Source organism: Amycolatopsis sp. CA-128772, assembly GCF_002904295.1.
Lineage (GTDB): Bacteria > Actinomycetota > Actinomycetes > Mycobacteriales > Pseudonocardiaceae > Amycolatopsis.
Genome location: NZ_PPHG01000010.1, coordinates 21,219 through 45,022 on the forward strand (window position 1 = coordinate 21,219; position 23,804 = coordinate 45,022).

Here is a 23,804-nt window from a genome sequence, read left to right on the forward strand (position 1 = left end):
CGCGGGTCACCCCACGCCGATCCCCGCCAGGATCTCCCGCGCGCTCGCCACCAGCGACTCGCGTGTCGGCGGCGCCAGCGACCCCGTTCCCGCCAACGCGCCGAAGATCGTGCCCTCCATCCAGTCCACCACCACCCGAGCGTGCCGGACCGGGTCCGCGGAACCCGCCGCCTCCAGCACCTCGGCGGCGTGCCGGCGGATCAGCAGGCCGCCCTCGTCGTAGACCGCCCGCAGCTCCGGGCGCCGCGTTGCCTCCAACGCGAACTCGTACCGCGCCAGCATCCGCGTCCGGCCCGATGTAATCGCTTCGAACGCATACCCCGCGATGAACTCCGGCAACGACCCGGAGGCCGGCATGACCTGGTCCAGGAAGACGATCCGCGCGATCGCCAGCTCCAAGAGCGCCGCCCGCGTACGCGCGTAGTACGACGTCGACCCCACCGGCAGCCCCGCCGCCCGGTCGACCGCCCGGTGCGTCAGCCCGCGCATCCCCTCCGCCGCGATCACCTCGATCGCTGCGTCGCCGATCACATCCACTCGCTCCACAACCCGGCACTCTACAGGTGTAGAGTCCTCTACATCTGTAGAGGAGGGCACATGCACGCAGTAGTGGTGGGCGGTGGCATCGGCGGACTGGCGGCGGCCGCCGGGCTGCACCGGGTCGGCTGGGAGGTCACCGTCCTCGAACGAGCGGGGGAGTTCGGCGACGTCGGCGCCGGGATCTCGCTCTGGCCGAACGCCCAGAGGTGCCTGCAGGAACTCGGCGTCGACCTCGGCGACCGCCTGGCCGTCCAGCGCGAAGGCGGCCTTCGCGACCCTCGCGGCCGGCGGATCACCCGCTTTGACGCCGCGGAGTTCGAACGCCGCCACGGGGGTCCGCTCGCCGCGGTTCACCGCCGTGACCTCATCGCCGCCCTTCGCGACGCCATCCCCGCCGAAAGCCTCATCACCGACGCCGAAGTCACCGACGTCCGCGAAGACGGCTTGGTCCGCTTCGCCGGCGGAGAACTGCACGCCGACCTCGTCGTCGCCGCCGACGGCATCCGCAGCCGGATCCGCCGCACGCTCTTCCCGCACCACCCCGAGCCGGTGCACTCCGGCAGCTCGGCGTTCCGCGGCGTCGCCCGGCTCCCCTACACGCGCCTCAGCACCAGCTTCGGCCGCGGCACCGAGGTCGGCGTCCTGCCGCTCACCGGCGACGACGTCTACTGGTGGATCTGCTACCGCGGCGAGCCCGGCCACCGGCCGGAGAAACCCCCGGCAACCGGCTGGCACGACCCGATCCCGGCCCTCATCGACGCCACCCCGCCGGAAAACGTTCTGCACCACGACCTCTACCACCTCGGCACGCCCCTGCCGAGCTACACCCGCGGCCGCATCGCCCTGCTCGGCGACGCCGCCCACGCGATGCCGCCGTTCCTCGGCCAGGGCGGCTGCCAGGCCCTCGAAGACGCGGTCGTCCTCGCGCACACCATGTCCGCAAAGGACGTAGAACACCTCGCACGCTATGACCGGCAACGGCGGCCGCGCAGCCAGCAGGTCGCCCGCGCTTCCGTCCGGATGGGCAAGCTCGGCCCTCAGCTGACCAACCCGGTCGCGGCGAAACTGCGCACGGCCGTCCTGAAAACCCTTCCGGCCAAGCAAGCCGTCCGCGCCGGCGCGGGCATCACGAGCTGGCGGCCACCAGCCCTGCCTCGTACGCCGTGATCGCCGCCTGCACCCGGTTCTTGACGCCGAGCCGGGTCAGGATCGTGCTCACGTGCGCCTTCACCGTGCCCTCCACGACGAACATCTTCGCGGCGATGTCCGCATTGGACAGTCCGGAACCCAGCAGCGTCAGCACTTCCCGCTCACGCGGCGTCAGTGCAGCAATCTTTTCCCGGGCGGCGGCCGCGCGCGCCAGCTGGCCACCGGACAGGCGGGCGATCACGCGCTGCGCCACCTTCGGCGAGAGGAACGCGGCCCCGCCGGCGACCGCGTGGATGCCGGCGAGGAGCTCGCGCGGGTCGCCCGACTTCAGCAGGAACCCGCCCGCGCCGAGCCCCAGCGCGCGCTCGATGTAGTCGTCCTCGCCGAACGTCGTCAGCATGATCACGCCGGTGGCGGGCAGCAGGCGCCGGATCTCGGCGGCGGCGCCGAGGCCGTCCAGGCCGGGCATCCGGATGTCCAGCAGGACCACGTCCGGGTGCGTGGCCAGCACCTGGGAGACCGCTTCCCGGCCGTCGGCGGCCTCGGCGACGACCTCGATGCCCGGGTCCGCCCCGAGGATCGCCGCCACCCCCGCCCGCATCAACGCTTCGTCGTCGGCCAGCACGACCCTGATCACAATGCCCCCTCGGCGAATCTGTCCTTGGCGACCAGCTTCCCATCGGCGAAGCACAACCGGTAGGCGGCGTAGTCGTTGTCGAGCCACGACCGGCCCGTGCCGTAGTACTCGCACGCGACACCGGGCACCGCGGGCCTCGGCGGCTCGCCCCGCACCGGCCGGGCCGACCGCTGGTGCGCGGGCAGCTCCGGGGCCACCTCGGCCCGGGACTGCCCGACCCGCAACCCGTCGTAGACCGGCCCGGGCAGCTCCGAGGAGTTCCACTGGTAGAGGAAAACGACGCCGCTGACCGCCAGCATCACGCCGAACAACCCGCACGGCACGGCGATCGCCTGCACCAGGCTGCGCCGCACGTCCCGGCGGGCCAGCTCCAGCGCCCGGGCGGACGTCGGCTCCCCGAGCTCGTCGTCGTCGGCCTCCCGCAGCTCGGCCGGCGCGGCGCCGTGCGGCAGCGTCGCGGTGACGGCGAAGCCGCCCTCGTGCGGGCCGGCCCGCAGGGCGCCGCCGACGAGCCGCGCACGCTCGCGCAGGCCGATCAGCCCGAGGTGCCCGGACGCCGCCCCGGGCAACGGCCCGGCGGGCGGCCGCGCGTTGACGACGCTGACGTCGGTCTGCGCGCCGGCGCTGGTCACCCGGACCGTCACCGCAGCGCCCGGCGCGTGCTTCGCCACGTTCGTCAACGCCTCCTGAACCACCCGATAGGCGGCCCGGGCGACCATCGGCGGCGCGGCCTCGACGTCCACTGTGGACTCGATGGCCAGCCCCGACGCCCGCGCCCGGGCGATCAGCTCGCCGAGGTCGCCCTGCACCGGCTCGACCGGGGCGGCGTCCTCGCGCAGCACGCCGATGATCTCGCGCAGCCGCTCGGTCGCCGCCGCGGCACTGGTGCGCAACTGGCCGGCCGCGTCGCGCTGGGTCTCGCCGAGCCCGCCCGCGACCTCCAGCGCGGCAGCCCGGACGGCGATCAGGCTCAGTTCGTGCCCCAGCGAGTCGTGCATGTCACTGGCGATCCGCGCGCGCTCGCGCAGCCGCGCCTGCTCGGCGATCAGCCGCTGCCGGCTCTCCATTTCCTCGGCGCGACGCCAGCCGGTGCGGGCGAGCTCGCCGCGGACCCGGACGTACCGCCCGAGCAGCCACGGCGAGAGCCCGGCGAACACGAGGATCGCCACCATCGCCGCCCAGTCGCCGAGGCCGTCGGGCCCGAGGACCAGCGCGAGCGGCAGCCCGATCACCATGACGGCGACGCCGATCAGCACGCCCGGCCGGGCCCGTTCCATCCGCAGCCCGGCCTGATAGGCCATCGCGACCAGCACGAACACCACCCACACGGGCAGGTGGTCGCCGAACGGGAAGGTCACCGCGAGCGCCCCGGCCAGCGCGATGCCGAGCGAGACGACGGGGTACCGCCGAGCCGTGGCCACCGAACCCACCACGACGGCGAGCCCGCCGACGGTCTCCCACGGCGACCGGATGTCGACCGTGTCGGTCACGATGCCGAACGCGAGGAACAACCCGAGCAGCACGTCGAACACCACGCGCCACCGGCGCTTCGCCACCTCCCGCACGGTTCGAAGCTACAAGCCGGCCCCGGCCGCCGACCACGGCCGAAAGTCAAGGGTTCAGCGTGGCTTCGTGAGCACTGCTCTCGAAGAGGAGCACCGCCCACCGTCGAGCGAGAGCACTGCTCACAACAGCGAGCACCGCTTCCCCAAGACACGGACGGCACACCTCTCAACCCCCACCTCCGCACGCCGGCGCCCGCGGTGTTGCATGATGATCCACCATGGCCGAGCGCACACTCGCCGACCAGTTGGGCGGCTACCTCCCCGAAGGCATCGAGGCCCTCGAAGAGCACGAGCGGCAGGACCTCGCCGACGCCCTGCGTGACGCGCGCAGGCGGCAAGCGAAAGCGCTCGCCGAAGCCGGCGAGGAGGGCCTCCGGTACGTGCCCGCCCTGCTGCGCGGCGCCGTCCGGAAGGCGGTCGGCCTGTGACCGCGGAAAACTACGCCGCCGAGGCGGAGATCCTCAAGCTCGCCCGCGTCCTCGACGTCGAACCGGCCCGGCTCGCCTACCTCGCGCGCGTCGATGCCGATGACCTGCGGGCCTTCCGCGATCAGGTCACCGACACGCTGTTCGACGCCAACGCCGCCGCCCTGCAGCGGATGGCCCTGGCGGCGCGGGTGGTGCCGGTCGGGGTGCTCGCCAAGATCGCCGAGAAGGTGTTCGGCCCGCTGCTGTGCGCCCGGATCGCCGGGCTGGTCGACGTCTCGCGGGGCGTTGACGTCGCCAAGCGGCTCAGCCCGCGGTTCCTCGCGGAGGTGGCGGCCGAACTCGACCCGCGGCGGGCGAGCGCCATCATCAGCCGCATTCCCCTCGACACCGTCCTGGCCGTCGCCGCCGAGCTGGCGCGCAAGGCGGACTGGATCACCCTCGGCCGGTTCGTCGGTCACCTGCCCGACCCGATCGTGCGACGGGCCCTCGAGCAGATCGACGACCCGGCGCTGCTGCGGATCGCCTTCGTGCTCGACGACAAGCACCGCATCGACCACGTCGTCGGCCTGCTCCCGGCCCACCGGCTCGGCCGGCTGGTCACCGCGGCGGGCGCCGACGAGGACCTCTGGCCCCCGGCCCTCGACCTGCTGACCCACCTGTCCGACGCCCGCCGGGCCACCCTGGTGCCGATGCTCGGCGGGCTGCCCGGCGGGTTCCGGGAACGCGTTCAGGCGACGATCAGGTAGATCCCGTAGCCGACGATCGCCGCGCACAGGGCGAAGCAGATCACCGCGCCGGCCAGCGGGCCGGTGCCCGAACCGCCCGTCGCACGCGCCGAGTCGCGCTGCGAAAGCCCGACCACGCCGAACGAAAACAGGCCGGTCAGCACGACGACCGAAGCCAGCGCGACGACGAAGACCAGACCGAGCGAACTCCAGTTGATGTGCACGGCACTCCTCAGGCGTTGGCCGGCTGCGCGACGGCAGGCTCGGGCTCGTGGATGGAGCCGGCGTTGACCGGGTTGCGCTTCGACGCGAGGTAGATGCCCAGCGCGACGACGACCCCGGCCAGGCCGACCAGGACCGTGCCCCAGGTGCCGAGCGTCGACACCTCGGCGGCGACCGCCCCGACGATCGCGGCGGCGGGCAGCGTCAGCGCCCAGGCGAGCACCATCCGGCCCGCGACGCCCCAGCGGACTTCGGCGAGCCGCCGGCCGAGGCCGGAGCCGATGATGCCGCCGGAGCAGACGTGCGTGGTGGACAGGGCGAACCCGAGGTGCGCCGACGTCAGGATGACGGCCGCGGCACTCGTTTCCGCCGCGAACCCCTGCGGCGTCTGGATTTCCGTGAGCTTCTTGCCCATCGTCTGGATGATCCGCCAGCCGCCGAGGTAGGTGCCGAGCGCGATGGCGGTGCCGGCGGTCAGGATCACCCACAGCGGCGGCCCCGAGTTCGGCGCGAGCGAGCCGGACGCGATCAGCGTCAGCGTGATGACACCCATGGTCTTCTGCGCGTCGTTCGTGCCGTGCGCCAGGGAAACCAGGGACGCCGAGGCGATCTGGCCGGCCTTGAACGTCCGGCCGACCGTGTCCTGCTTCGCGCGGGCGGTGATCCGGTAGACGAGGAAGGTGCCGAGCGTCGCGACGATCCCGGCGACCAGCGGCGAGGCGAGCGCGGGGATCAGGACCTTCTCGACGACCTTCCCGAAGTGGACGGCGTCCGAGCCGGACGCGATCCAGGTGGCGCCGATCAGCCCGCCGAACAGCGCGTGCGACGAGCTCGACGGCAGCCCGATCAGCCAGGTCAGCAGGTTCCAGACGATGGCGCCGACGAGCCCGGCGAAGATGATCACGGGCGTCACCTTCGTGTCGTCGACGATCCCGCCGGAGATCGTCTTCGCCACTTCGACCGAGAGGAAAGCGCCGACCAGGTTCAGCACGGCGGACACGCCGACCGCGACCTTCGGCTTGAGCGCCCCGGTGGCGATGGACGTGGCCATCGCGTTGGCGGTGTCGTGGAAGCCGTTGGTGAAGTCGAAGGCGAGCGCCGCGACGATCACCACCAGCACGATGAGGGAGAAGTCCATGGCGGCTCTCTTCCGTTGCTGTTCTTCAGCAACGCTACTGATCAACAGGACGGCCTCCGATCCCTGTCGTGTGACGGCTCCCTGAACTCTCGATGAACCGGGGTGGGGACAACCCCACCCCGGAACCGGTGGTCTGGCCCAGTGCCACCGCCGCGCCCGCCTGGAACCCTTCGTAACCGGGCGAAAGGGGGCACCGGTGAAGGCGATCGTGGCGACACTGGCGTCGGCGTTGTTGTTCTTCTTCGGCACGGGCCTGGACCCGCTGCCCGAGCTCGCGTGGCTGGCGCCGCTGCCGGTCTTGCTGCTGGCACCCCGCGTCCACGGCGGGATCGCGCTGCTGTGCGCGTTCACCGCGTACCTCGCGGGCAGTGTCGGCAGCTGGAGCTACTTCTGGCACTCCCAGTCGATCCCGCGGCCGGCCGCGCTCGGGATCCTCGGCGGCAGCGCGGTCCTGTTCGCGCTGTCGGCCACCCTGTTCCGGCTGCTCGTCCGGTGCGGCCACGGCTTGCCGGCCGCGCTCGCCGCGCCCGCGTTGTGGACCGGGGCGCTCTACGTCGTCTCGCTGCTCAACCCGACCGGCGTCATGGGCACGTTGATGACCACGCAGGCCGACCGGCCGCCGGTGCTGCGGATCGCCGCCGTCACCGGGGGCTGGGGTGTGGAGTTCCTCGTGCTGTTCGTCCCGGCCGCCGTCGCCGCCGCGCTCGCACCCGGCCTGCGCGGCCGCACCCGGGTCGCCCCCGTCGTCGCACTGGCCGCGATCGCCGGCGGGCTGGTGTTCTGGACCACTCCGCCGCTGCCCGGGCCGTCGACCCGGATCGCGCTGATCGCGCCGGGCCAGCACCGCTGGGCCGCCGACGTCGCCGCCCCGGACGGGCAGGCCCTGATCCAGTCCTATATGGACGAAATCCGCCGGCTGCCGGACGGTGTGAAAGCCGTCGTGCTGCCCGAAGCCACGTTCGCGGTGGACCAGACCACGCGGGCACGGCTCGTCGGGAGCTTCACCCAGGTCGCCGGCGCGAAGAACCTCGACGTCGTCACCGGCGTCATCGACACCACGCCGAGCGGCCGGGCCAACGCCGCGCTCGTCGTACCGCCGTCGGGCGCGCCGCTCGAATACCGCAAGTGGCACAACGGGGATTCGCCGAACCTCGTCTCCGGCACCGAACTCACCCGGTTCGCCGCGACCGGCCTGATGGTGTGCATGGACGTGAACTTCGCCGACCCCAGCGGCGAATACGGCGAAGCCGGCACGGGCCTGGTCCTCATCCCGGCGTCCGACGAAGACGCCGACGGCTGGGCCCACAGCCGCACGGCGCTGATCCGCGGCGTCGAAAACGGCTTCTCGGTGGCGTGGAGCGCCGCCCGCGGCACGCCGATGCTGGCCGACGCGCAGGGACACGTCCTGGCCGAGACCCGCACCGGCGACCGGCCGTTCTCGGTGGTCGTCGCCGACGTCCCGGCCGGCGCCGGAAAGACCCCGTACGCCCGCTTCGGCGACTGGTTCGCCTGGCTCTGCGGCCTGGTCGCCCTGGTCGGCATCGTGATGGCCGCCCGCAAGCCGTCGTTGTCACCTGTCACAACGAACACCGCCCAAGTCTGAGCGTTGTCCCAGGTCGACCCACCCGGTCTGTGACCGATCATGAGCTGCGTCACTTACTGACGGGTAATCGGAGGCAACCAGATGCAGGTCACCAACGGCGGTGCCAAGCGGATCCTGACCGCCCTCGTCGCGGCGCTCACCCTGGGGGTCGCCGCTCCGGCGGTCGCCGAGGCGGCGCCGAGCAGCGGCTGGAACGACTGGGACTGCCGGCCCACGGCGACGCACCCCCAGCCGGTCGTGCTGGTGCACGGCCTGGGCGCGAACGACTCGGTCAACTGGTTCTTCCACGCGCCGAAGCTCGCCGCCCAGGGCTACTGCGTGTTCTCGCTGACCTACGGCACCGGCGTCCTCGGCCCGGGTGTCGGCGGCCTCGCCTCGATGCGCGACAGCGCGGCCCAGCTCGGCCGGTTCGTGGACAAGGTCCGGACCACGACGGGCGCGGCGAAGGTCGACATCGTCGGCCACTCCGAAGGCAGCACGATGCCCGCGTACTACCTGAAGTACGGCGGTGGCGCGGCGAAGGTGGCGCACTTCGTCGGCTTCGGCGCGAACTACCGCGGGACGACCCTCGGCGGCCTCGACGCCCTCGCCAAAGCCCTCCTCACCACGGTGCCGGGCCTCGGCGCGATCCTGAGGACGGCCTGCGGCGCCTGCACGGAGTACCTCGCCCCCTCGGCGTTCCTGGACGACCTCGCCCGCGGCGGCGTCCACGTGCCCGGCCCGGCGTACACCAGCATCGTGAGCAAGTACGACGAGGTGGTGACGCCGTACACGAGCGGCATCCTGAACGAGCCGGGCGCGACGGACATCGTGCTGCAGGACTTCTGCCCGTCCGACGCCTCGGGCCACCTGAGCCAGGCGATCGACCCGAACGTCACGGGCCTGATCCTGCACGCGTTGGACGCGAGCTACGCGCCGGCGTGCACGCCGTTCACCCTGCCGTTGTGAACGGCACCGCGGCGAGGTGCTCCCACGGGCCACCGCGGTAGCGCCAGACGTCGAGCCCGGTCGCGGTCGCCGTACCGGGGCCGGGCTCGCCGCGCACGGCCTCGAGCGTCACGGCCGCCACCTCCGGGCTCACCTTGTTCTGGACCGTCACGTGCGGCTTGAACGGCTGCGCGTCCTGGCGGGTGAGCCACGGCGACCAGCGGGCCCGCAACGCCGCGTGCAGCCGGAGCAACGCGGCGGATTCGATGTCCAGCGCGACCCCGCGGCCGAGCGACCGGACACGCGAGACCCTCAGCTCGAACGGCTCACCCGCCACCTCGGCGCTGTCGGCGAGCACGGCCGCCAGGTGCTCTCCCGGCAGCGCGTGGAACAGGGTGAGGTGGGCGTCGACGAGCAGCCGCTCCGGTGGGAACCACCTGCGGCGCAGGGCATTCCACGCCGTCTGCGCGTGCTCGTCGACGGCGAGGGTCACGACCAGCGGCAGCACGGGGATCAGCGTACGCGTTCTCCGGCACGCCACACGGCGTGCGTCAGCGGCACGCCCGGGCGATAAGCCAGGTGTGTCACGGAAGGTGCGTCGAGGACGTGGACGTCCGCCCGGGCACCCGGGCGCAGGACGCCGACGTCGTCGCGCCGCAACGCCTGCGCGCCGCCCGCCGTGGCGGCCCAGACCGCCTCCTCGATCGTCATCCGCATCTGCAGCACCGCCGTCGCGACGCAGAACGCCATCGACGTCGTGTACGAGCTGCCCGGGTTGGCGTTGCTGGCCAGCGCCACCGTCGCGCCCGCGTCGAGCAGCCGCCGCGCCGGCGCCAGGGGCTGCCGGGTCGACAAATCGCACGCCGGCAGCAGGGTCGCCACCGTCTCGGACGCCGCCAGCGCTTCGACGTCCGCGTCCGACAGGTACGTGCAGTGGTCGACGCTCGCCGCGCCCAGCTCGACCGCCAGCCGCACGCCGGGGCCTTCGCCGAGCTGGTTGCCGTGCACCCGCAGACCCAGCCCGCGCTCGGCCGCGGCCTTCAGCACCCGCGCCGACTGGGCCTCGTCGAACGCCCCCGTCTCGCAGAAGACGTCGGCCCAGCGCACGCTTCCCGCCACGGCGTCGAGCATCTCGCCGCACACCAGGTCCACATAGGACTCGGCGTCGGCACCCGGCGGGACCAGGTGCGCGCCGAGGAACGTGACCTCGTCGGCCACCTCGCCGGCGATGCGGGCGCTGCGAGCCTCGTCCGCGACGGTCAGCCCGTAGCCCGTTTTCGTCTCCAGGCAGGTCGTCCCCTGCCGGGCTGCCTCGTCCACGTGACGGCGCAGGTTCGCGGCCAGCTGCTCGTCGGACGCCTCGCGCGTCGCGCCGACCGTGATGGCGATTCCACCCGCGGTGTAGGGCTTTCCGGCCATCCGCGCCTCGAACTCGGCGGTGCGGTCGCCGGCGAAGACGAGGTGCGTGTGGCTGTCGACCCAGCCGGGCAGCACCGCGCGGCCGCCGACGTCGATGCGCTCGTCGGCGTCGGGTGCGCTCGCCGCCGGCCCCGCCCAGGCGACCTCCGGGCCGTCCAGCACCAAGGCCGCGCCGGACAGGCGGCCCAGCGACGGGTCGTTGGTGGTGAGCTCGCCGATGCCCGTGATCAGGATGGCCACAATGCCTCGATCTCCTTCGCCAGTACGGTTTCCGGTCGGTCGACGAGCAGGTGCGCGCCGTCCCGCACGACCTCGCGGCCCGCGACGACGACGTGCCGGACGTCGGCCCCGGACGCGGCGAACACGACTCCCGGCGGCTCGATCCCGGCCGTCCGCACGGTGTCCAGGGCCACCGTGACGAAGTCCGCGCCCGCCCTCTCGGCGAGCGCGCCGACCTCGCCCCACCCGATCGCCGCGTGGTCGGTGCCCGCTTCGAGAAGCTCCTCGGCGCTGAACCGGCCGCGTTCCTCGCTGGCCAGCCGGTCGTCCAGCTCCAGCGCACGGGTCTCTTCGAAGGCGTCGACGACGGCGTTGCTGTCGCTGCCGATGCTCAGCCGCACCCCGGCGTCCCGCAGCGCGCGGGCCGGGCCGATGCCGTCGCCGAGATCGCGTTCGGTGGTCGGGCAGAAGCACACCCGCGCGCCGCGCAGCCGGTCGATGTCCGACGCGGTCAGGTGGGTGGCGTGCACGGCGACCAGCCGCTCGGTCAGCACCCCGTGCTCGGCCAGCAGCTCGGTGGGCGTGCGGCCGTAGGCGGCCTGGCACTGCTCGTTCTCGGCCCGTTGCTCCGACAGGTGGACGTGCACGACCCGCGCACTGTCCACAAGTGACAGCTGTTCCGCCGGAACCGCTCGCACGGAGTGGATCGCGGCGCCGACCCGGAACAGCTCGCCTTCCGCCAGCTCGCCCACCCGCGAGGCCCACGCCGAAGCCGAGCCGTCGGAGAACCGCCGCTGCACCTCGTCCGGCTCGACGCCGATGCCGCCCGCGAGGTAGCACGTGTCCAGGAGCGTCAGCCGGATCCCGGCGTCCGCCGCGGCCTGCCGCAGCGCCGCCCCCATCGCGTTCGGGTCGGCGTACGGTTTGCCGCCGGGCGCGTGGTGCAGGTAGTGGAACTCGCCGACGCTCGTGTACCCGCCGAGCACCATCTCCGCGTACACCCCGCGGGCCAGCCGGTAGTAGGAATCGGGGTCGAGCCGGGCCGCCAGCGCGTACATCCGCGCGCGCCACGTCCAGAACGTGCCGCGCTCGTGGTGCGTCCGGCCGCGCAAGGCCCGGTGGAAGGCGTGCGAGTGCCCGTTCGCGAACCCCGGCAGGGTGAGTCCGGCGAGCACGGTGCCGGACCGCGGCGAGCCCGGGGTCACGCCGGTGATCCGCCCGTCAGCGACGTCGATGCGCACCGCGGACGCGATCCCGCCGGGCAGCCAGGCCTGCTCGCACCAGAAAACTGTCGGTGCCGCGCGATAGGCTGGAAACGGGGGGCGCCCCCGCGGGCCGGAGGTCATCGCGCCAGCCGCTCCAGGACCGTGGCCAGCGCCGCGGCACCGGCTTCGACGTCGCCGGCCTCGGCGAACTCCTCCGGCGAGTGGCTGATCCCGGTCGGGTTGCGCACGTACAGCATCCCGGCCGGGACGAACCCGGCGAGGATGGCCGCGTCGTGCCCGGCGCCGGTCGGCAGCTCCGGCGGCGCGCCGAGCCACCCGCCGAGGTCACGCCGGAGAGCGTCGTCGAACACGACGTCGTCCGAATAGGACTCCCGGCTGACGGTCACCCGGCAACCCTCCTCCGCGGCGGCGCTTTCGGCGGCCCGCACGATTTCGGAGACCAGCGCCGGAGTCGCGGTTCCGGGTACCCGCGCATCGAGCCACATGTCCACAGTGGACGCGATGACGTTCGTCCCGCCCGGCGTCGGCACCAGCCGGCCGACGGTCGCCCGCGCGTCCGGGACGCCCGACGCCAGCCGCCGGACGGCGGTGACCGTCGCGGCGGCGGGCAGCATCGGGTCGGCCCGGTCGGCCAGCAGCGTCGCCCCGGCGTGGTTCCCCTGCCCCGCGAAGGAAAACCGCCAGCGCCCGTGGGCGATCACCGTGCTGCCGACGGCCACCGGCGAGCCGAGGTCGATCAGCCCGCGTCCCTGCTCGACGTGCAGCTCGAGGAACTTCCCGATCAGCCCGAGCCGGGCCGGGTCCGGCCCCACCCGCTCCGGGTCGAAGCCGGACTTGGCGGCCGCCTGGGCGAACGTCACGCCGTCGGCGTCCCGCAGCCCGCGTGCCTTGTCCGCGTCGATCGTGCCGGTGAGCAGCCGGGAGCCCAGGCACGGGACACCGAACCGGCCGCCCTCCTCCTCGGCGAACACGACGACGGCGAACGGCTTGCCCGGCCGGAAGCCCCGTTCCTGCAACGACTCCACCGCGGCCAATGCGCTTGCGACGCCGAGCGGGCCGTCGAAGGCGCCACCGCCGGGCACCGAATCGAGGTGGCTGCCGGTGACGACGGCGTCCGGTCCCGGCGGCCCCCACCACGCCCAGATGTTGCCGTTGTGGTCGGTGTCGACGTCGAGCCCGAGGCCCAGCGCGCGCTCGCCGAACCACGCCCGCAGGTCCTGCTCGGGCGCGTCGAAGGCGTGCCGCGAGTAGCCGCCGCGCTTCGGGTCGCGCCCGACGTCGGCGATCTCGCCGAGAAGGCCCGAGGCGCTCACCCGTCCTCCCGCATCGGGACGCGGACACCCCGCTCGCCGGCGACGTCCGTCGCGCGGTCGTAACCGGCGTCCACGTGCCGGATGACACCCATGCCCGGGTCGTTCGTGAGCACCCGCTCCAGCTTCTGCGCGGCCAGCGGCGTCCCGTCGGCCACGCTGACCTGCCCGGCGTGGATGGACCGGCCCATACCGACACCGCCGCCGTGGTGGATCGACACCCAGCTGGCCCCCGACGACGTGTTGACCAGGGCGTTCAGCAGCGGCCAGTCCGCGATCGCGTCGGAGCCGTCGGCCATGCCTTCGGTCTCGCGGTACGGCGAGGCGACGCTGCCGGAGTCGAGGTGGTCACGGCCGATGACGACCGGCGCCTTCAGTTCGCCGCCGGCCACCATTTCGTTGAACCGCAGGCCGGCCAGGTGGCGTTCGCCGTAGCCGAGCCAGCAGATCCGGGCGGGCAGGCCCTGGAACGCCACGCGCTCGCCGGCCAGCTTGATCCAGCGGGCGAGGGATTCGTTCTCCGGGAACAGTTCCAGCATCGCGCGGTCGGTCGCGGCGATGTCCTCGGGGTCGCCGGAAAGGGCGGCCCAGCGGAACGGGCCGTTGCCCTCGCAGAACAGCGGGCGGATGTAGGCCGGCACGAAACCGGGGAAGTCGAACGCGCGCTCGCAGCCGCCCAGCTTGGCCTCGCCGCGCAGCGAGTTGCCGTAGTCGAACACCTCGGCGCCCTTGTCCAGGAAGCCGAGCATGGCGTCGACGTGCTCGGCCATCGACTCGCGCGAGCGATCGGTGAACTCGTCCGGTTTCTTGGCCGCGTAGTCGTGCCAGTCGTCGACGCTGACGCCCTTGGGCAGGTAGGAAAGCGGGTCGTGCGCCGACGTCTGGTCGGTGACGATGTCGACCTCGACCCCGCGGCGCAGCAGCTCCGGCAGCACCTCGGCGGCGTTGCCGACGACGCCGACGGACAACGCGCGCTTCTCCCGCTTGGCCAAGGTGGCGCGGGCGATGGCGTCGTCGAGGTCGTCGGCCACCTCGTCGAGGTAACGGGTTTCGACGCGGCGGTGCGCGCGCTGCGGGTCGCACTCGATGACCAGCGCGACACCGTCGTTCATGGTCACGGCGAGGGGCTGCGCGCCACCCATGCCGCCGAGGCCCGCGGTGACGGTGAGCGTCCCCTTGAGACTCCCGCCGAACTTCTTCTTCGCGACCGCAGCGAAAGTCTCGTACGTGCCCTGGAGGATGCCTTGGGTGCCGATGTAGATCCAGGAACCCGCGGTCATCTGCCCGTACATCGTCAGGCCCTGCTGTTCCAGGCGGCGGAACTCGGGCCAGGTCGCCCAGTCGCCGACCAGGTTCGAGTTCGCGATCAGCACGCGCGGCGCCCACTCGTGCGTGCGGAACACGCCGACCGGCTTGCCCGACTGCACCAGCAGCGTCTCGTCGACGTCCAAAGCGGTCAGTTCGCGGGTGATGGCGTCGAAGCTGGCCCAGTTGCGGGCGGCCTTGCCGGTGCCGCCGTAGACGACCAGGTCTTCGGGCCGCTCGGCGACGTCCGGGTCGAGGTTGTTGTGGAACATCCGCAGCGCGGCTTCGGTCTGCCACGACTTGGCGGTGAGCTGGGTGCCGCGGGCGGCACGGACGACGCGGGACATTCTCAGACCTCCAGACGGGCGGCGTCGAGGACGGCGCCGGAGCGGACGAGTTCTTCGGCGGCCGCGATTTCGGGCGCCAGGTGCCGGTCCGGGCCGGGGCCCGGGACCTTCGTGCGGAGCAGGTCACGGACCGCGCCGGTGACCGGCGACGGTTCCAGCGGCGCCCGGAAGTCCAGCGCCCGGGCCGCCGTCAGCAGCTCGATGGCCAGGACGGTCGTGAGCCCGTCGACGGCCTTGCGCAGCTTGCGCGCGGCCGACCAGCCCATGGAGACGTGGTCCTCCTGCATGGCGCTGCTCGGGATGGAGTCGACGGACGCCGGGACGGCGAGCCGCTTGAGCTCGCTGACCACGGCGGCCTGGGTGTACTGGGCGATCATGTGGCCGGAGTCGACGCCGGGGTCGTCGGCGAGGAACGGCGGCAGGCCGTGCGAACGCGCCTTGTCGAGCATCCGGTCGGTGCGGCGCTCGGCGATGCTGGCGACGTCGGCGATCGGGATGGCCAGGAAGTCGAGCACGTAGGCGACGGGCGCGCCGTGGAAGTTGCCGTTGGACTCGACGCGGCCGTCGGCGAGGACGACCGGATTGTCCACAGCGGACATGAGCTCGCGGTCCCCGACCAGCTCGGCGTGCGCGAGGCTGTCACGCGCGGCGCCGTGGACCTGCGGGGCACAACGCAGCGAGTAGGCGTCCTGGACGCGGTTGCAGTCCGGGCCGCGGTGGCTTTCGACGATCTTCGAGCCCTGCAGCGCCTGCCACATCCGCGCCGCGGACGTCGCCTGGCCGGGGTGCGGCCGGAGGGCCTGGAGGTCGGCGGCGAAGGCGCGGTCGGTGCCGAGGAGGGCTTCGACGCTCATCGCGGCGGTGAGGTCGGCGATGTCGAAGAGCCGGTGCAGGTCGGCGGCGGCGAGCAGGAGCATGCCGAGCATGCCGTCGGTGCCGTTGGTGAGGGCGAGCCCCTCCTTCTCGGCGAGCACGACCGGCTCGACGCCGGCGTGCTTCAGCGCTTCGGCCGCCTTCATCACTTCGCCGCGGTACGTCACTTCGCCTTCGCCCATGAGCGCGAGCGCGACGGCGGCGAGGGGTGCGAGGTCGCCGGAGCAGCCGAGCGAGCCGTACTCGTGGACGACCGGCGTGATGCCGGCGTTGAGCAGGTCCGCAAGCGTTTGCGCGGTGCCGGGCCGGACGCCGGTGTACCCGCTGGCGAGGGTCCGCAGGCGCAGCAGCATCAGCGCGCGGACGACTTCGGCCTCGACGGCCGGCCCGGCTCCGGCGGCGTGAGAGCGGATCAGGCTGCGCTGCAGCGCGGTCCGGCTCTCGACGGGGATGTGCCGGGTGGCGAGCGCACCGAAGCCGGTCGAGACACCGTAGGTCGGCGTGACGGCGTGGGCGAGGTTTTCGATGTGCTGACGGGTCGCGGCGAGGTTCTTCTCGGCGGCGTCCGTGAGCCCGACGCCCGCGTGGCCGCGGACGACGTCGACGACCTGGGCGGCGGTCAGCGGTTCCGGGCCCAGAAGCACTTTTTCCGGCATGGGCTCATTGGACAACGTCTGCATCGCTGGTGGGATGCCCCACGGAGTGGTTTCGTCTGAGATCCCAGACGTAGGGTGGGCGCATGGGCGACAGCAGCGAGGTGCCGGCGCTGCGCCGCGGGCTCGCGGTGCTGCGCCTGCTGGCCACCCGCCCCGGCCCGGTCACCGCGGCCGCGATCGCCCGCGAAGCCGGACTCCCCCGCTCGACGACGTACCACCTGCTCAACGAGCTCGAAGCGGCCGGTTTCGTCGTCCACCTGCCCGCGGAACGCCGCTACGGCCTGGGCATCGCGGCCTTCGAGCTGGGCTCGGCCTACCTGCGCCACGACCCCCTGGAACGGCTGGCCGGGCCGCTGCTGCGCAAGCTCGTCGACCGCGTCGGGCACACGGCCCACCTGGGCGTGCTGCACGGCAACGAGTCCCTGTACCTGATCAAGGAGCGCCCGGCCCGCCCCGAGACGCTGGTGACGGAGGTCGGCGTCCGGCTGCCGGGCCAGCTGACCGCGTCGGGCCGGGCGATCCTGCGCCACCTCCCGGCCCCGCACGTCCGCGCCCTGTTCCCGTCGCCGGCGGCGTTCGTGCTCCGCACCGGCCGCGGCCCGCGCACGCTGGCCGAGCTGCGCCGCACCCTCACGGCGGAACGCCGCCTCGGCTGGTCGATCGAGGACGGCCACGTCACGGCCGGCTTCGCCTCGGTGGCCACCCCGGTCTTCGACCACGGCGCCCGCCCCCTGGCGGCGATCAGCGTGACGGTGCGCCACCACTGCCCGGCCGAGCCGTGCCCGGAGACCTGGCCCGACTTGGCGGCAGAGGTGGCGGCCACGGCAGCCGAGCTGACCACCCGCATCGGCGGCCACCCGGGTTGACGTGCTGCGGCGATCGGGGCAACTGTCACCTAACGGCTCGATTCCACTTCGCTCGGTGATTACCGTGGCTGGACAGCGGTCTCGAGGGGCGCCGGCGATGGATGACGCACGCGTGACGAGGGTGGGTTTCGGCGCGGTGCTCGCCGTCCCCGAGTTCCGGGCGATGTGGACCGCCGAGCTGCTGTCCGTCTGCGGTGACCAGCTCGCCCGGGTCGCGCTCGCCGTCCTGATCTTCCAGCGCACGTCGTCGGCGGCGCTCACCGGGCTGACCTACGCGCTGACCTACGTGCCGTCGCTGCTCGGCGGCGTCCTGCTGGCCGGCGCCGGCGACCGGTGGCCGCGGCGGGACGTCATGATCGCCGCCGACCTCGCCCGGGCCGCTCTGGTCGCCGCCATCGCGATCCCCGGCGTCCCCCTGTGGGTGCTGTGCGCGCTGGTCGCGGTGCTGACCGCGCTCGGCGGGCCGTTCAAGGCCGCGCAGCAGGCGCTGCTGCCCACGGTCCTCGAAGGCGAGCGGTACCTCGTCGGGATGGCCCTGCGGAACGTGACGATCCAGGGCGCGCAGCTGGCCGGGTTCGCCGGCGGCGGGGCGCTGATCGCCGCGCTCACGCCGTCGGCGGCCTTGGCGCTGGACGCCGTGACGTTCGTGCTGTCAGCGTTGTTCCTGGTCACCGGCGTCCGGCGGCGGGCGGCGATCGCGCAGGCCGTCCGCCCGGCGTGGCTGTCGGCGACCGGCGCGGGTATCCGGCTGATCTGGCGCGATCCGGCGCTGCGGACGCTGGTGGCGCTCAACTGGCTGGCCGGGTTCTACATCGTCCCGGAGGCGCTGGCGGCGCCGTACGCGGCCGCCCTTGGCACCGGCGCGACGCTGGTCGGGCTGCTGATGGCGGCGGATCCGGCGGGCAGCGTGCTCGGCGGGTTCGTGTTCGGCAAGGCGGTCCCGGAGCACGTCCAGGTGCGGGTGCTCGGGCTGCTCGGGATCGCGGCGGGGCTGCCGCTGGTGGCGTTCGCGTTCCGGCCGGGGCTGGTCGTGTCGGTGCTGCTGCTGGCGACGTCCGGGCTGCTGGCCACCGGCTACAACATCCAGGGCACGGTGTCGTTCATGCGCCGCGTGCCGGACGAGCACCGCGCGCAGTGCGCCGGCGTGAACTCGGCGGGATTGCTGACGGTGCAGGGAATCGGCGCGGCCGTGGCGGGCGCGCTGGCCGAAGTGTGGGACCCGGCGCACACCATCGCCGTGGCCGGAGCGGCGGGTGCCGCGATGGCCGTGCCGATCGCGAGGGCGTGGCGCCGGGCCGGGCGGGAGGAACGATGACCTCAGTTGTCGCGTCCGCACATGGTGCGCCTCCCTTCACCGCTCCGGGCCGAACCGGCTCCGTCACCGGCCGGACACCATGAGTATGCGGAACGGCGCCGGAATCCCGCGCTCTGGGCCACGTTTTCGTGATGTCCTCGTGGCACCGCGCCGCTGGGCCCTGTGGCGCCAGGGCCCCCGGGTGATCGCCTACTGCCTGGTCAGCGAGGCCGTGGCGGCGGTGCTGACGCTGCGCCCGTCCCCGATCGCGGTAGACCGCCGCACCTGGCTGATCCTCGCGGTCCTCCTCGTCTTCGGAGTGGCGCAGTCGGAGACGGGCCGGCGCGTGGAACGCATCCGCCGTCGCGTGTCGGGCACCCCGCACATCAACATGACGTCCGTCTGGACGTTCGCCGGCGTCCTGCTTCTCCCCCCGGTGTTGCTGGCCCTGCTGGTGGGCGGGTTGTACGCGCACCTGGCGATCCGCAGCTGGTACCGCCTCCAGCGGGTCCCGGCATCGCGGACGGTCAGCAACGCGGCGATCATCCTGCTGTCCTGTTACGCGGCCCAGGCGGTGCTGCGCCGGGCCGGCGTGGACGACATCCGCGCGGCCACCGCCCACGGCTGGGGCGGGACGCTGGCGACAGCGGGGGCGGGAGTGACGTTCTTCGCGGTGAACGCCCTGTTGGTCCTCCCGGCCCGCCGCGAAGTCGGCCGAACGCCGGAGGCGCTGTTCGGCACGTGGTCGGACAACGGCCTGGAAGTGGCCACCCTCTGCCTGGGCGCGTTGAACGCGCTGGCCCTGGCGACGTTGCCGGGCCTGGTGGTCTTGGTGTTCCCGCCGTTGCTGCTGTTGCACCGGACAGTCCTGGTGAAGCAGCTGGAGGTGGCGGCCCACCGCGACGAGAAGACGGGCCTGTACAACACGAGCGGCTGGCACGCGCTGGCGGAGCGAACCCTGGCCGCGGCGGCGCGCCAGCGAGCCGCGTTCGGTCTCCTGATGCTGGACCTGGACCACTTCAAGCAGGTGAACGACACCTACGGCCACCTGGCGGGCGACGCGGTGCTGAAGGCGGTGGCCCAGTCGATCATCTCGGCGGTCCGCGGCCGCGGCGACGCGGTGGGCCGGTTCGGCGGCGAGGAGTTCGTGGTGCTGCTGCCCGGCATCACCCAGCAGGACATCGGCCCGGTGGCGGAGCGGATCCGCCGGGCGATCAGCGCCCTGCAGGTCCCGGCGGGCCAGCTGACGATCACGGGCTTGTCGGCATCGATCGGCATCGCGGTCTACCCGACAGCGGGCACGTCCCTGCAGCGTCTACTGGACGCGGCGGACACGGCGCTGTACCACGCGAAGGCCACGGGCCGGAACAAGGTGGTCCACGTGGCGGACCTGGTGTAGCTCAGGCGGTCTTGTGCCGCCGCCCGGCGTCGAGCCCGAGCATGGCGAGCAGTTCGGCGCATTCCCGCACGTCGGAGGAGTGCCCGGCCACGGTGATGACGGCCCGGTCGTTCTGTTCACCAAGCCGGACGGCCTCTTCAGCCCGGATAACCCCCATCCGGCTGTCTTCGTCATTGGCAAGCGAACTGCCGCTGCGTCGGGCCCAGGTCATCTGGCCACCTACTTCCGGCCCCACGGGTGCGGAGCCATGGTCGGACCACCAGCATGACACTCACAAGAATTTCACCCGCAAGTGGCCCCCACCACAGAGAGGGGTTGCGGTCAGTAGCGGGAGGGTTTGAGAGCGAGGTGGGCTGTGTGCCCCGGCTCTTGGAGGCGAGGCCCGTTGCGTCTTCCGGCACCCCGAAGCTGTCATTGTGACTACGGCTTCGGATCGGGGTGCCCGGGGCGGTCTGGGTTCTCGTCGGCGCCAGGTTCCCTGACCCCTCGCGTGCGGAGGGGGGCCGGGCGAGCCGGGAGAGGGCGGGGCCCCGGAAAACACGCACGAAACGAAGAGAAGGCCCTCGCTCCTTCAGAGCGAGGGCCTTCTTGGTGGAGGTGCCGGGAATTGAACCCGGGTCCTCTGGCGTCTCGACAGGACTTCTCCGTGCGCAGTCCGCTACGTCTCTGCTTGGCTCCCTCAGTCACGCGAACAAGCCGAGGTGACGAGCCCAGCCACTGTTTGCTTCACGACTGTTCCCCGTGGCCGGGACAGTCGCTGAGCCTCCTAGCTGATGCCGGTACCCGGGCCGGAGGCGAACCCGGGCCGACAGAGTCGCACTCGCTCAGGCGGCGAGGGCGAACTCGCGCTGACTGGAGTCGGCGCTTATTTGGTTGCGATGACGCTTACGGTGGTCTCTCGCCTGCACCGGCACGCTTCTCCTGACTCAACGTCCAAAGTCGAAACCGTTCACCCCCTTGTCGGGACAACTACCTGTTCAGCATACCCGCCACCGCCACCGCATTAACCGGGGTGGGGCCAGCCCTACCGCGGGGATGCCCGCCCGCACCATGTCGCGCGGAGCACCGGGCCGCGATGCTGGGAGCCGTGGAAAGGAGCGCGGTCATGGTGAGCGAGAGGCGGGATCCGCCGTTCGGTGGTTCGGTGGTGTTCCTGCTGATGAACCTGCCGCTGGGGGTGCTGGCGTTCGGGGTGCTGACGTCGTTCACCGCCGCCGGGGTGGGGTCCGCGGTGGTGTGGGTGGGGGTCGGCCTGCTCGCCGTGCTCGTGCTGGCCGTGCGGGGAGCCGCGCGGCTGGAGCGGGCGCGGGTCTACGCGCTGCTGGACCGCTACATCGACCTGCCCTACCTGCCGCTGCCCGCCGGCAAGCAGGCCGCGCGGTGGAAGGGGCGGCTGAAGGACCCGTCGACCTGGCGGGACTTCACCTACTTCGCGCTGCTCTTCCCCCTCGGCCTGGTCGAGTTCGTGCTGGTGACGACGTTCTGGGCGACGAGCCTGGCGCTCGTGGGCCTGCCGGTGTACTTCCGCTGGCTGCCGGGCGGCGAGTACCGGTTCCCGAACTCCGAGGTGCCGTGGCTGACCGTGGACTCCACCGTCGAGGCGCTACCGTGGGCGGCACTGGGGGTGTTGTTCGTCGCCTTGTCCGTGGCCCTGACGAAGGCGCTGGCGGGGACGCACGCCCGGCTGGCGAACGCGCTGCTCGGGCCGACCGTGGCGCAGCGTCACCGGATGGAGCGCTGGTGGGAAGACGCGGAAGAGAAGAACCTGGTGGCGGGATGAGCGAGACGCAACAGCTGGACCACCCGCGGCCGCACCCGGCTCGCACGATCCTCTACATGATCATCAGCTTCGTCTTCCGGCTCCTGCAGTTCGTGCTGATCGTGACCGGCATCGCGGTGGGTGTCTCCACGGCGGTGATCTGGATCGGCTTCCCGATCCTGCTCGCGACGACGAGCTTCGTCCGCTGGTCCGGCGACCGCGAGCGCGGCTGGGCGGGCCGGATGCTCAGCGTGCCGCTGCCGCGGGTGGAGCGCCGCCCGGTCGAGGAGCAGACGCTGCTGCGGCGGTGGGTCACCCGGCTGAGCGACCCGACGACGTGGCGTGACCTGGCCTACCTGATGGCGGCGTTCCCGCTGGCCTGCCTGGAGGTCGGGATCGCGCTCGCGTCGATCGTGCTGCTGCCGATGGCGATCTGGGTGACGCCGTGGCTGGGGTACCTGCACGGTGAGCTGGCCCTGGCTCTCCTGGGCCCGGACCGCACCAAGCGGCTGGAGCAGAAGGCCGAACGGCTGCAGGCGTCGCGGGCCCGCGGGGTCGACGCGGCCGAAGCCGAACGCCGGCGCATCGAGCGTGACCTGCACGACGGCGCGCAGCAGCGGCTGGTGGCGGTCGCGATGAGCCTCGGGCGGGCGAAGTCGAAGTTCGACCAGGACCCGGAGTCGGTCCGGGAGCTGATCGACGAGGCCCACGCGGACGCGAAGCTCGCCGTGTCGGAGCTGCGGGACCTCGCGCGCGGCATCTACCCGGCCGTCCTCGGCGACCGGGGGCTGGACGCGGCGCTGTCGGCGCAGGCGGCGAAGTCGCCGATCCCGGTCGACGTGCGGGTGGACGTCGAGCCGCGGCCGCCGGCGGCCGTCGAGACGACGGCGTACTTCATCGTCGGCGAGACCCTGACGAACATCGCGAAGCACTCCGGAGCGTCCGAAGCGGGCGTGAAGGTGTGGCGGACCGACGACCACGTCGTCGTCGAGATCACCGACAACGGCCACGGCGGCGCCGAGGTGCGGCCCGGCGGCGGGCTGGCCGGCCTGGCCGACCGCGCGGCGACGATCGACGGCGTGATCACCGTGGTCAGCCCGGTGGGCGGGCCGACCGTGATCCGGGCTGACCTGCCCTGCCAGTGGTGAATAGGCTGGACCCCGTTCATCCACGAACCTGGGGGCCGGATGCGGGTAGTCATCGCCGAGGACGCCGTCCTGCTGCGGGCCGGGGTCACGCGCCTGCTCGCCGATGAGGGGATCGAGACGGTCGCGGCCGTCGACAACGGGGACGACCTGCTCGGCGCGGTCACCGAACACCGTCCCGACCTGGCGATCGTCGACGTGCGGATGCCGCCGACGTTCACCGACGAGGGACTGCGCGCCGCGCTGGCGGCGCGCAAGGAGGTGCCGGGGCTGCCGGTGCTCGTGCTCTCGCAGTACGTCGAGGAGTCCTACGCCGTGGAGCTGCTCTCCGGCGGCGCCGGCGGGGTCGGCTACCTGCTGAAGGAGCGCGTGGCCGACGTCGGGGACTTCCTGGACGCGGTCCGCCGGGTGGCCGGCGGCGGCACGGCGATCGACCCGGACGTGATCGCCCAGCTGATGGCCCGCGGCCGCCGCAACCCGCTGGACGCGCTGACCGCCCGCGAGTCCGAGGTCCTCGGCCTGATGGCCCAGGGCCTGTCCAACACCGCGATCGCGAACTCCCTGGTCGTCTCGCACGGCGCGGTGGAGAAGCACATCGGCAACATCTTCTCGAAACTCGGCCTCGAAGCCAGCGCGGAGGAACACCGTCGCGTTCGTGCGGTGTTGACGTACCTGGGCCGCTGAGCGACGGAGGGTGACCGGAGCTCCCGTAAGGTGGACTCCGGGTCACCCGTTCCGCGGGCGGCACCCGGGTGAGCGCTCACCTACCATGAGCGGACCCGCCGGCGAGAGGAGCGCGCAGATGTCCGAAGAGATCCGCTGCGTCCGCTTCTTCGGCGGCCCGCTCGACGGCCGCGTCCAGGAGCTCGGGGACGCCGAGCCGGTGCCCGGCACCGTCATCCGGCACATCCACCTGCACGGCGGCCCGAAGATCGAGACCCGCTACGAGCTCGGCCTGACCGGGACCGGCTGGGAGTACCGGGTCACCGCGACGCAGCACGAACCCGAGCCGGACGGCTCGAGGTAGGGACAACCCCCGCCTCCGCAGAGGT

24 protein-coding genes and 1 other RNA gene are annotated in these 23,804 nt (G+C 72.7%); 12 read left to right on the plus strand and 13 right to left on the minus strand.

Annotation, left to right across the window (positions count from 1 at the left end; translation table 11 throughout):
- Positions 1 to 6 precede the first annotated feature (6 nt).
- Positions 7 to 657 (minus strand): TetR/AcrR family transcriptional regulator, encoded by a 651-nt coding sequence (locus tag C2L59_RS04340; RefSeq protein WP_103348213.1) that lies wholly within the window; start codon positions 655 to 657, stop codon positions 7 to 9.
- On the opposite strand from C2L59_RS04340, the gene C2L59_RS04345 reads away from it, so the two are divergent.
- Complete coding sequence (locus C2L59_RS04345; protein ID WP_199198909.1) at positions 598 to 1,707, plus strand: FAD-dependent monooxygenase; 1,110 nt, start codon at positions 598 to 600, stop codon at positions 1,705 to 1,707. The two genes, C2L59_RS04340 and C2L59_RS04345, sit on opposite strands and share 60 nt — an antisense overlap.
- On the opposite strand, the gene C2L59_RS04350 is transcribed toward C2L59_RS04345, so the two are convergent.
- Together C2L59_RS04350 and C2L59_RS04355 are read right to left on the minus strand one after the other, a co-directional pair.
- Complete coding sequence (locus C2L59_RS04350; protein ID WP_103348215.1) at positions 1,667 to 2,326, minus strand: response regulator; 660 nt, start codon at positions 2,324 to 2,326, stop codon at positions 1,667 to 1,669. The genes C2L59_RS04345 and C2L59_RS04350 overlap by 41 nt on opposite strands.
- Positions 2,323 to 3,891, minus strand: coding sequence for a sensor histidine kinase (locus C2L59_RS04355; RefSeq protein ID WP_103348216.1), 1,569 nt, complete (start codon positions 3,889 to 3,891; stop codon positions 2,323 to 2,325). Before C2L59_RS04355 ends, C2L59_RS04350 begins: the two co-directional genes overlap by 4 nt.
- 218 nt (positions 3,892 to 4,109) lie before the next feature.
- On the opposite strand from C2L59_RS04355, the gene C2L59_RS04360 reads away from it, so the two are divergent.
- Positions 4,110 to 4,319 (plus strand): hypothetical protein, encoded by a 210-nt coding sequence (locus C2L59_RS04360; RefSeq protein WP_003082038.1) that lies wholly within the window; start codon positions 4,110 to 4,112, stop codon positions 4,317 to 4,319.
- Positions 4,316 to 5,065 carry a hypothetical protein gene (locus C2L59_RS04365; RefSeq protein ID WP_103348217.1) on the plus strand — a complete coding sequence of 250 codons (750 nt, stop codon included), beginning with the start codon at positions 4,316 to 4,318 and terminating at the stop codon, positions 5,063 to 5,065. Before C2L59_RS04360 ends, C2L59_RS04365 begins: the two co-directional genes overlap by 4 nt.
- On the opposite strand, the gene C2L59_RS04370 is transcribed toward C2L59_RS04365, so the two are convergent.
- Together C2L59_RS04370 and C2L59_RS04375 are read right to left on the minus strand one after the other, a co-directional pair.
- Complete coding sequence (locus tag C2L59_RS04370; protein WP_103348218.1) at positions 5,047 to 5,268, minus strand: hypothetical protein; 222 nt, start codon at positions 5,266 to 5,268, stop codon at positions 5,047 to 5,049. The two genes, C2L59_RS04365 and C2L59_RS04370, sit on opposite strands and share 19 nt — an antisense overlap.
- 8 nt (positions 5,269 to 5,276) lie before the next feature.
- Entirely contained in the window at positions 5,277 to 6,404 is a 1,128-nt protein-coding gene (locus C2L59_RS04375; RefSeq protein WP_103348219.1) for an inorganic phosphate transporter, read from the minus strand.
- Between the two features lie 196 nt (positions 6,405 to 6,600).
- Between C2L59_RS04375 and C2L59_RS04380 the strand changes: the two genes are divergently transcribed.
- Both C2L59_RS04380 and C2L59_RS04385 read left to right on the plus strand, forming a co-directional pair.
- The gene (locus tag C2L59_RS04380) at positions 6,601 to 8,007 is read left to right on the plus strand and encodes an acyltransferase (protein ID WP_103348220.1); all 1,407 of its coding nucleotides are present in this window, start codon (positions 6,601 to 6,603) and stop codon (positions 8,005 to 8,007) included.
- An 81-nt stretch (positions 8,008 to 8,088) separates the two neighbouring features.
- Positions 8,089 to 8,955: an alpha/beta fold hydrolase gene (locus C2L59_RS04385; RefSeq protein WP_103348221.1), complete on the plus strand. Its 867-nt coding sequence runs from the start codon at positions 8,089 to 8,091 to the stop codon at positions 8,953 to 8,955.
- Here C2L59_RS04385 and C2L59_RS04390 read toward each other — a convergent pair.
- From C2L59_RS04390 to hutH, 6 genes are all read right to left on the minus strand, one after another.
- On the minus strand, positions 8,939 to 9,442 hold the full coding sequence (locus C2L59_RS04390; RefSeq protein ID WP_103348222.1) for a 2'-5' RNA ligase family protein: 504 nt from the start codon (positions 9,440 to 9,442) through the stop codon (positions 8,939 to 8,941). The two genes, C2L59_RS04385 and C2L59_RS04390, sit on opposite strands and share 17 nt — an antisense overlap.
- Before the next feature lie 5 nt (positions 9,443 to 9,447).
- Positions 9,448 to 10,593, minus strand: coding sequence for an imidazolonepropionase (hutI, locus tag C2L59_RS04395; RefSeq protein WP_103348223.1), 1,146 nt, complete (start codon positions 10,591 to 10,593; stop codon positions 9,448 to 9,450).
- Positions 10,581 to 11,813 (minus strand): formimidoylglutamate deiminase, encoded by a 1,233-nt coding sequence (locus tag C2L59_RS04400; protein WP_233223270.1) that lies wholly within the window; start codon positions 11,811 to 11,813, stop codon positions 10,581 to 10,583. The genes hutI and C2L59_RS04400 overlap by 13 nt, the downstream gene beginning before the upstream one ends.
- A 101-nt stretch (positions 11,814 to 11,914) precedes the next feature.
- Positions 11,915 to 13,111 (minus strand): allantoate amidohydrolase, encoded by a 1,197-nt coding sequence (locus tag C2L59_RS04405; protein ID WP_103348225.1) that lies wholly within the window; start codon positions 13,109 to 13,111, stop codon positions 11,915 to 11,917.
- Positions 13,108 to 14,760, minus strand: coding sequence for a urocanate hydratase (hutU, locus tag C2L59_RS04410; protein ID WP_103348226.1), 1,653 nt, complete (start codon positions 14,758 to 14,760; stop codon positions 13,108 to 13,110). Before hutU ends, C2L59_RS04405 begins: the two co-directional genes overlap by 4 nt.
- Positions 14,761 to 14,762: 2 nt before the next feature.
- Positions 14,763 to 16,289, minus strand: coding sequence for a histidine ammonia-lyase (hutH, locus tag C2L59_RS04415; protein WP_103348227.1), 1,527 nt, complete (start codon positions 16,287 to 16,289; stop codon positions 14,763 to 14,765).
- Between the two features lie 83 nt (positions 16,290 to 16,372).
- On the opposite strand from hutH, the gene C2L59_RS04420 reads away from it, so the two are divergent.
- The 3 genes from C2L59_RS04420 to C2L59_RS04430 all read left to right on the plus strand — a co-directional run bounded on the left by C2L59_RS04420 (position 16,373) and on the right by C2L59_RS04430 (position 19,848).
- Complete coding sequence (locus C2L59_RS04420; RefSeq protein ID WP_103348228.1) at positions 16,373 to 17,155, plus strand: IclR family transcriptional regulator; 783 nt, start codon at positions 16,373 to 16,375, stop codon at positions 17,153 to 17,155.
- A gap of 97 nt (positions 17,156 to 17,252) precedes the next feature.
- Positions 17,253 to 18,470: an MFS transporter gene (locus tag C2L59_RS04425; RefSeq protein WP_199198910.1), complete on the plus strand. Its 1,218-nt coding sequence runs from the start codon at positions 17,253 to 17,255 to the stop codon at positions 18,468 to 18,470.
- 139 nt (positions 18,471 to 18,609) lie between these two features.
- On the plus strand, positions 18,610 to 19,848 hold the full coding sequence (locus C2L59_RS04430; RefSeq protein ID WP_103348230.1) for a diguanylate cyclase: 1,239 nt from the start codon (positions 18,610 to 18,612) through the stop codon (positions 19,846 to 19,848).
- A gap of 1 nt (position 19,849) precedes the next feature.
- On the opposite strand, the gene C2L59_RS46930 is transcribed toward C2L59_RS04430, so the two are convergent.
- Both C2L59_RS46930 and ssrA read right to left on the minus strand, forming a co-directional pair.
- Positions 19,850 to 20,059 carry a hypothetical protein gene (locus tag C2L59_RS46930; RefSeq protein WP_146060267.1) on the minus strand — a complete coding sequence of 70 codons (210 nt, stop codon included), beginning with the start codon at positions 20,057 to 20,059 and terminating at the stop codon, positions 19,850 to 19,852.
- A gap of 378 nt (positions 20,060 to 20,437) precedes the next feature.
- Positions 20,438 to 20,805, minus strand: a transfer-messenger RNA (tmRNA) gene (gene ssrA / locus C2L59_RS04435).
- Positions 20,806 to 20,953: 148 nt separating this feature from the next.
- Between ssrA and C2L59_RS04440 the strand changes: the two genes are divergently transcribed.
- The 4 genes from C2L59_RS04440 (at position 20,954) to C2L59_RS04455 (ending at position 23,779) form a co-directional block, all read left to right on the plus strand.
- Positions 20,954 to 21,628 carry a sensor domain-containing protein gene (locus tag C2L59_RS04440; protein WP_103348231.1) on the plus strand — a complete coding sequence of 225 codons (675 nt, stop codon included), beginning with the start codon at positions 20,954 to 20,956 and terminating at the stop codon, positions 21,626 to 21,628.
- Positions 21,625 to 22,755 (plus strand): sensor histidine kinase, encoded by a 1,131-nt coding sequence (locus tag C2L59_RS04445; RefSeq protein ID WP_103348232.1) that lies wholly within the window; start codon positions 21,625 to 21,627, stop codon positions 22,753 to 22,755. The genes C2L59_RS04440 and C2L59_RS04445 overlap by 4 nt, the downstream gene beginning before the upstream one ends.
- A gap of 39 nt (positions 22,756 to 22,794) precedes the next feature.
- On the plus strand, positions 22,795 to 23,436 hold the full coding sequence (locus C2L59_RS04450; RefSeq protein ID WP_003082082.1) for a response regulator transcription factor: 642 nt from the start codon (positions 22,795 to 22,797) through the stop codon (positions 23,434 to 23,436).
- Between the two features lie 118 nt (positions 23,437 to 23,554).
- A complete protein-coding gene (locus tag C2L59_RS04455) occupies positions 23,555 to 23,779 on the plus strand; it encodes a hypothetical protein (RefSeq protein WP_103348233.1) in 225 nt (74 codons plus the stop codon).
- Positions 23,780 to 23,804: the final 25 nt, after the last annotated feature.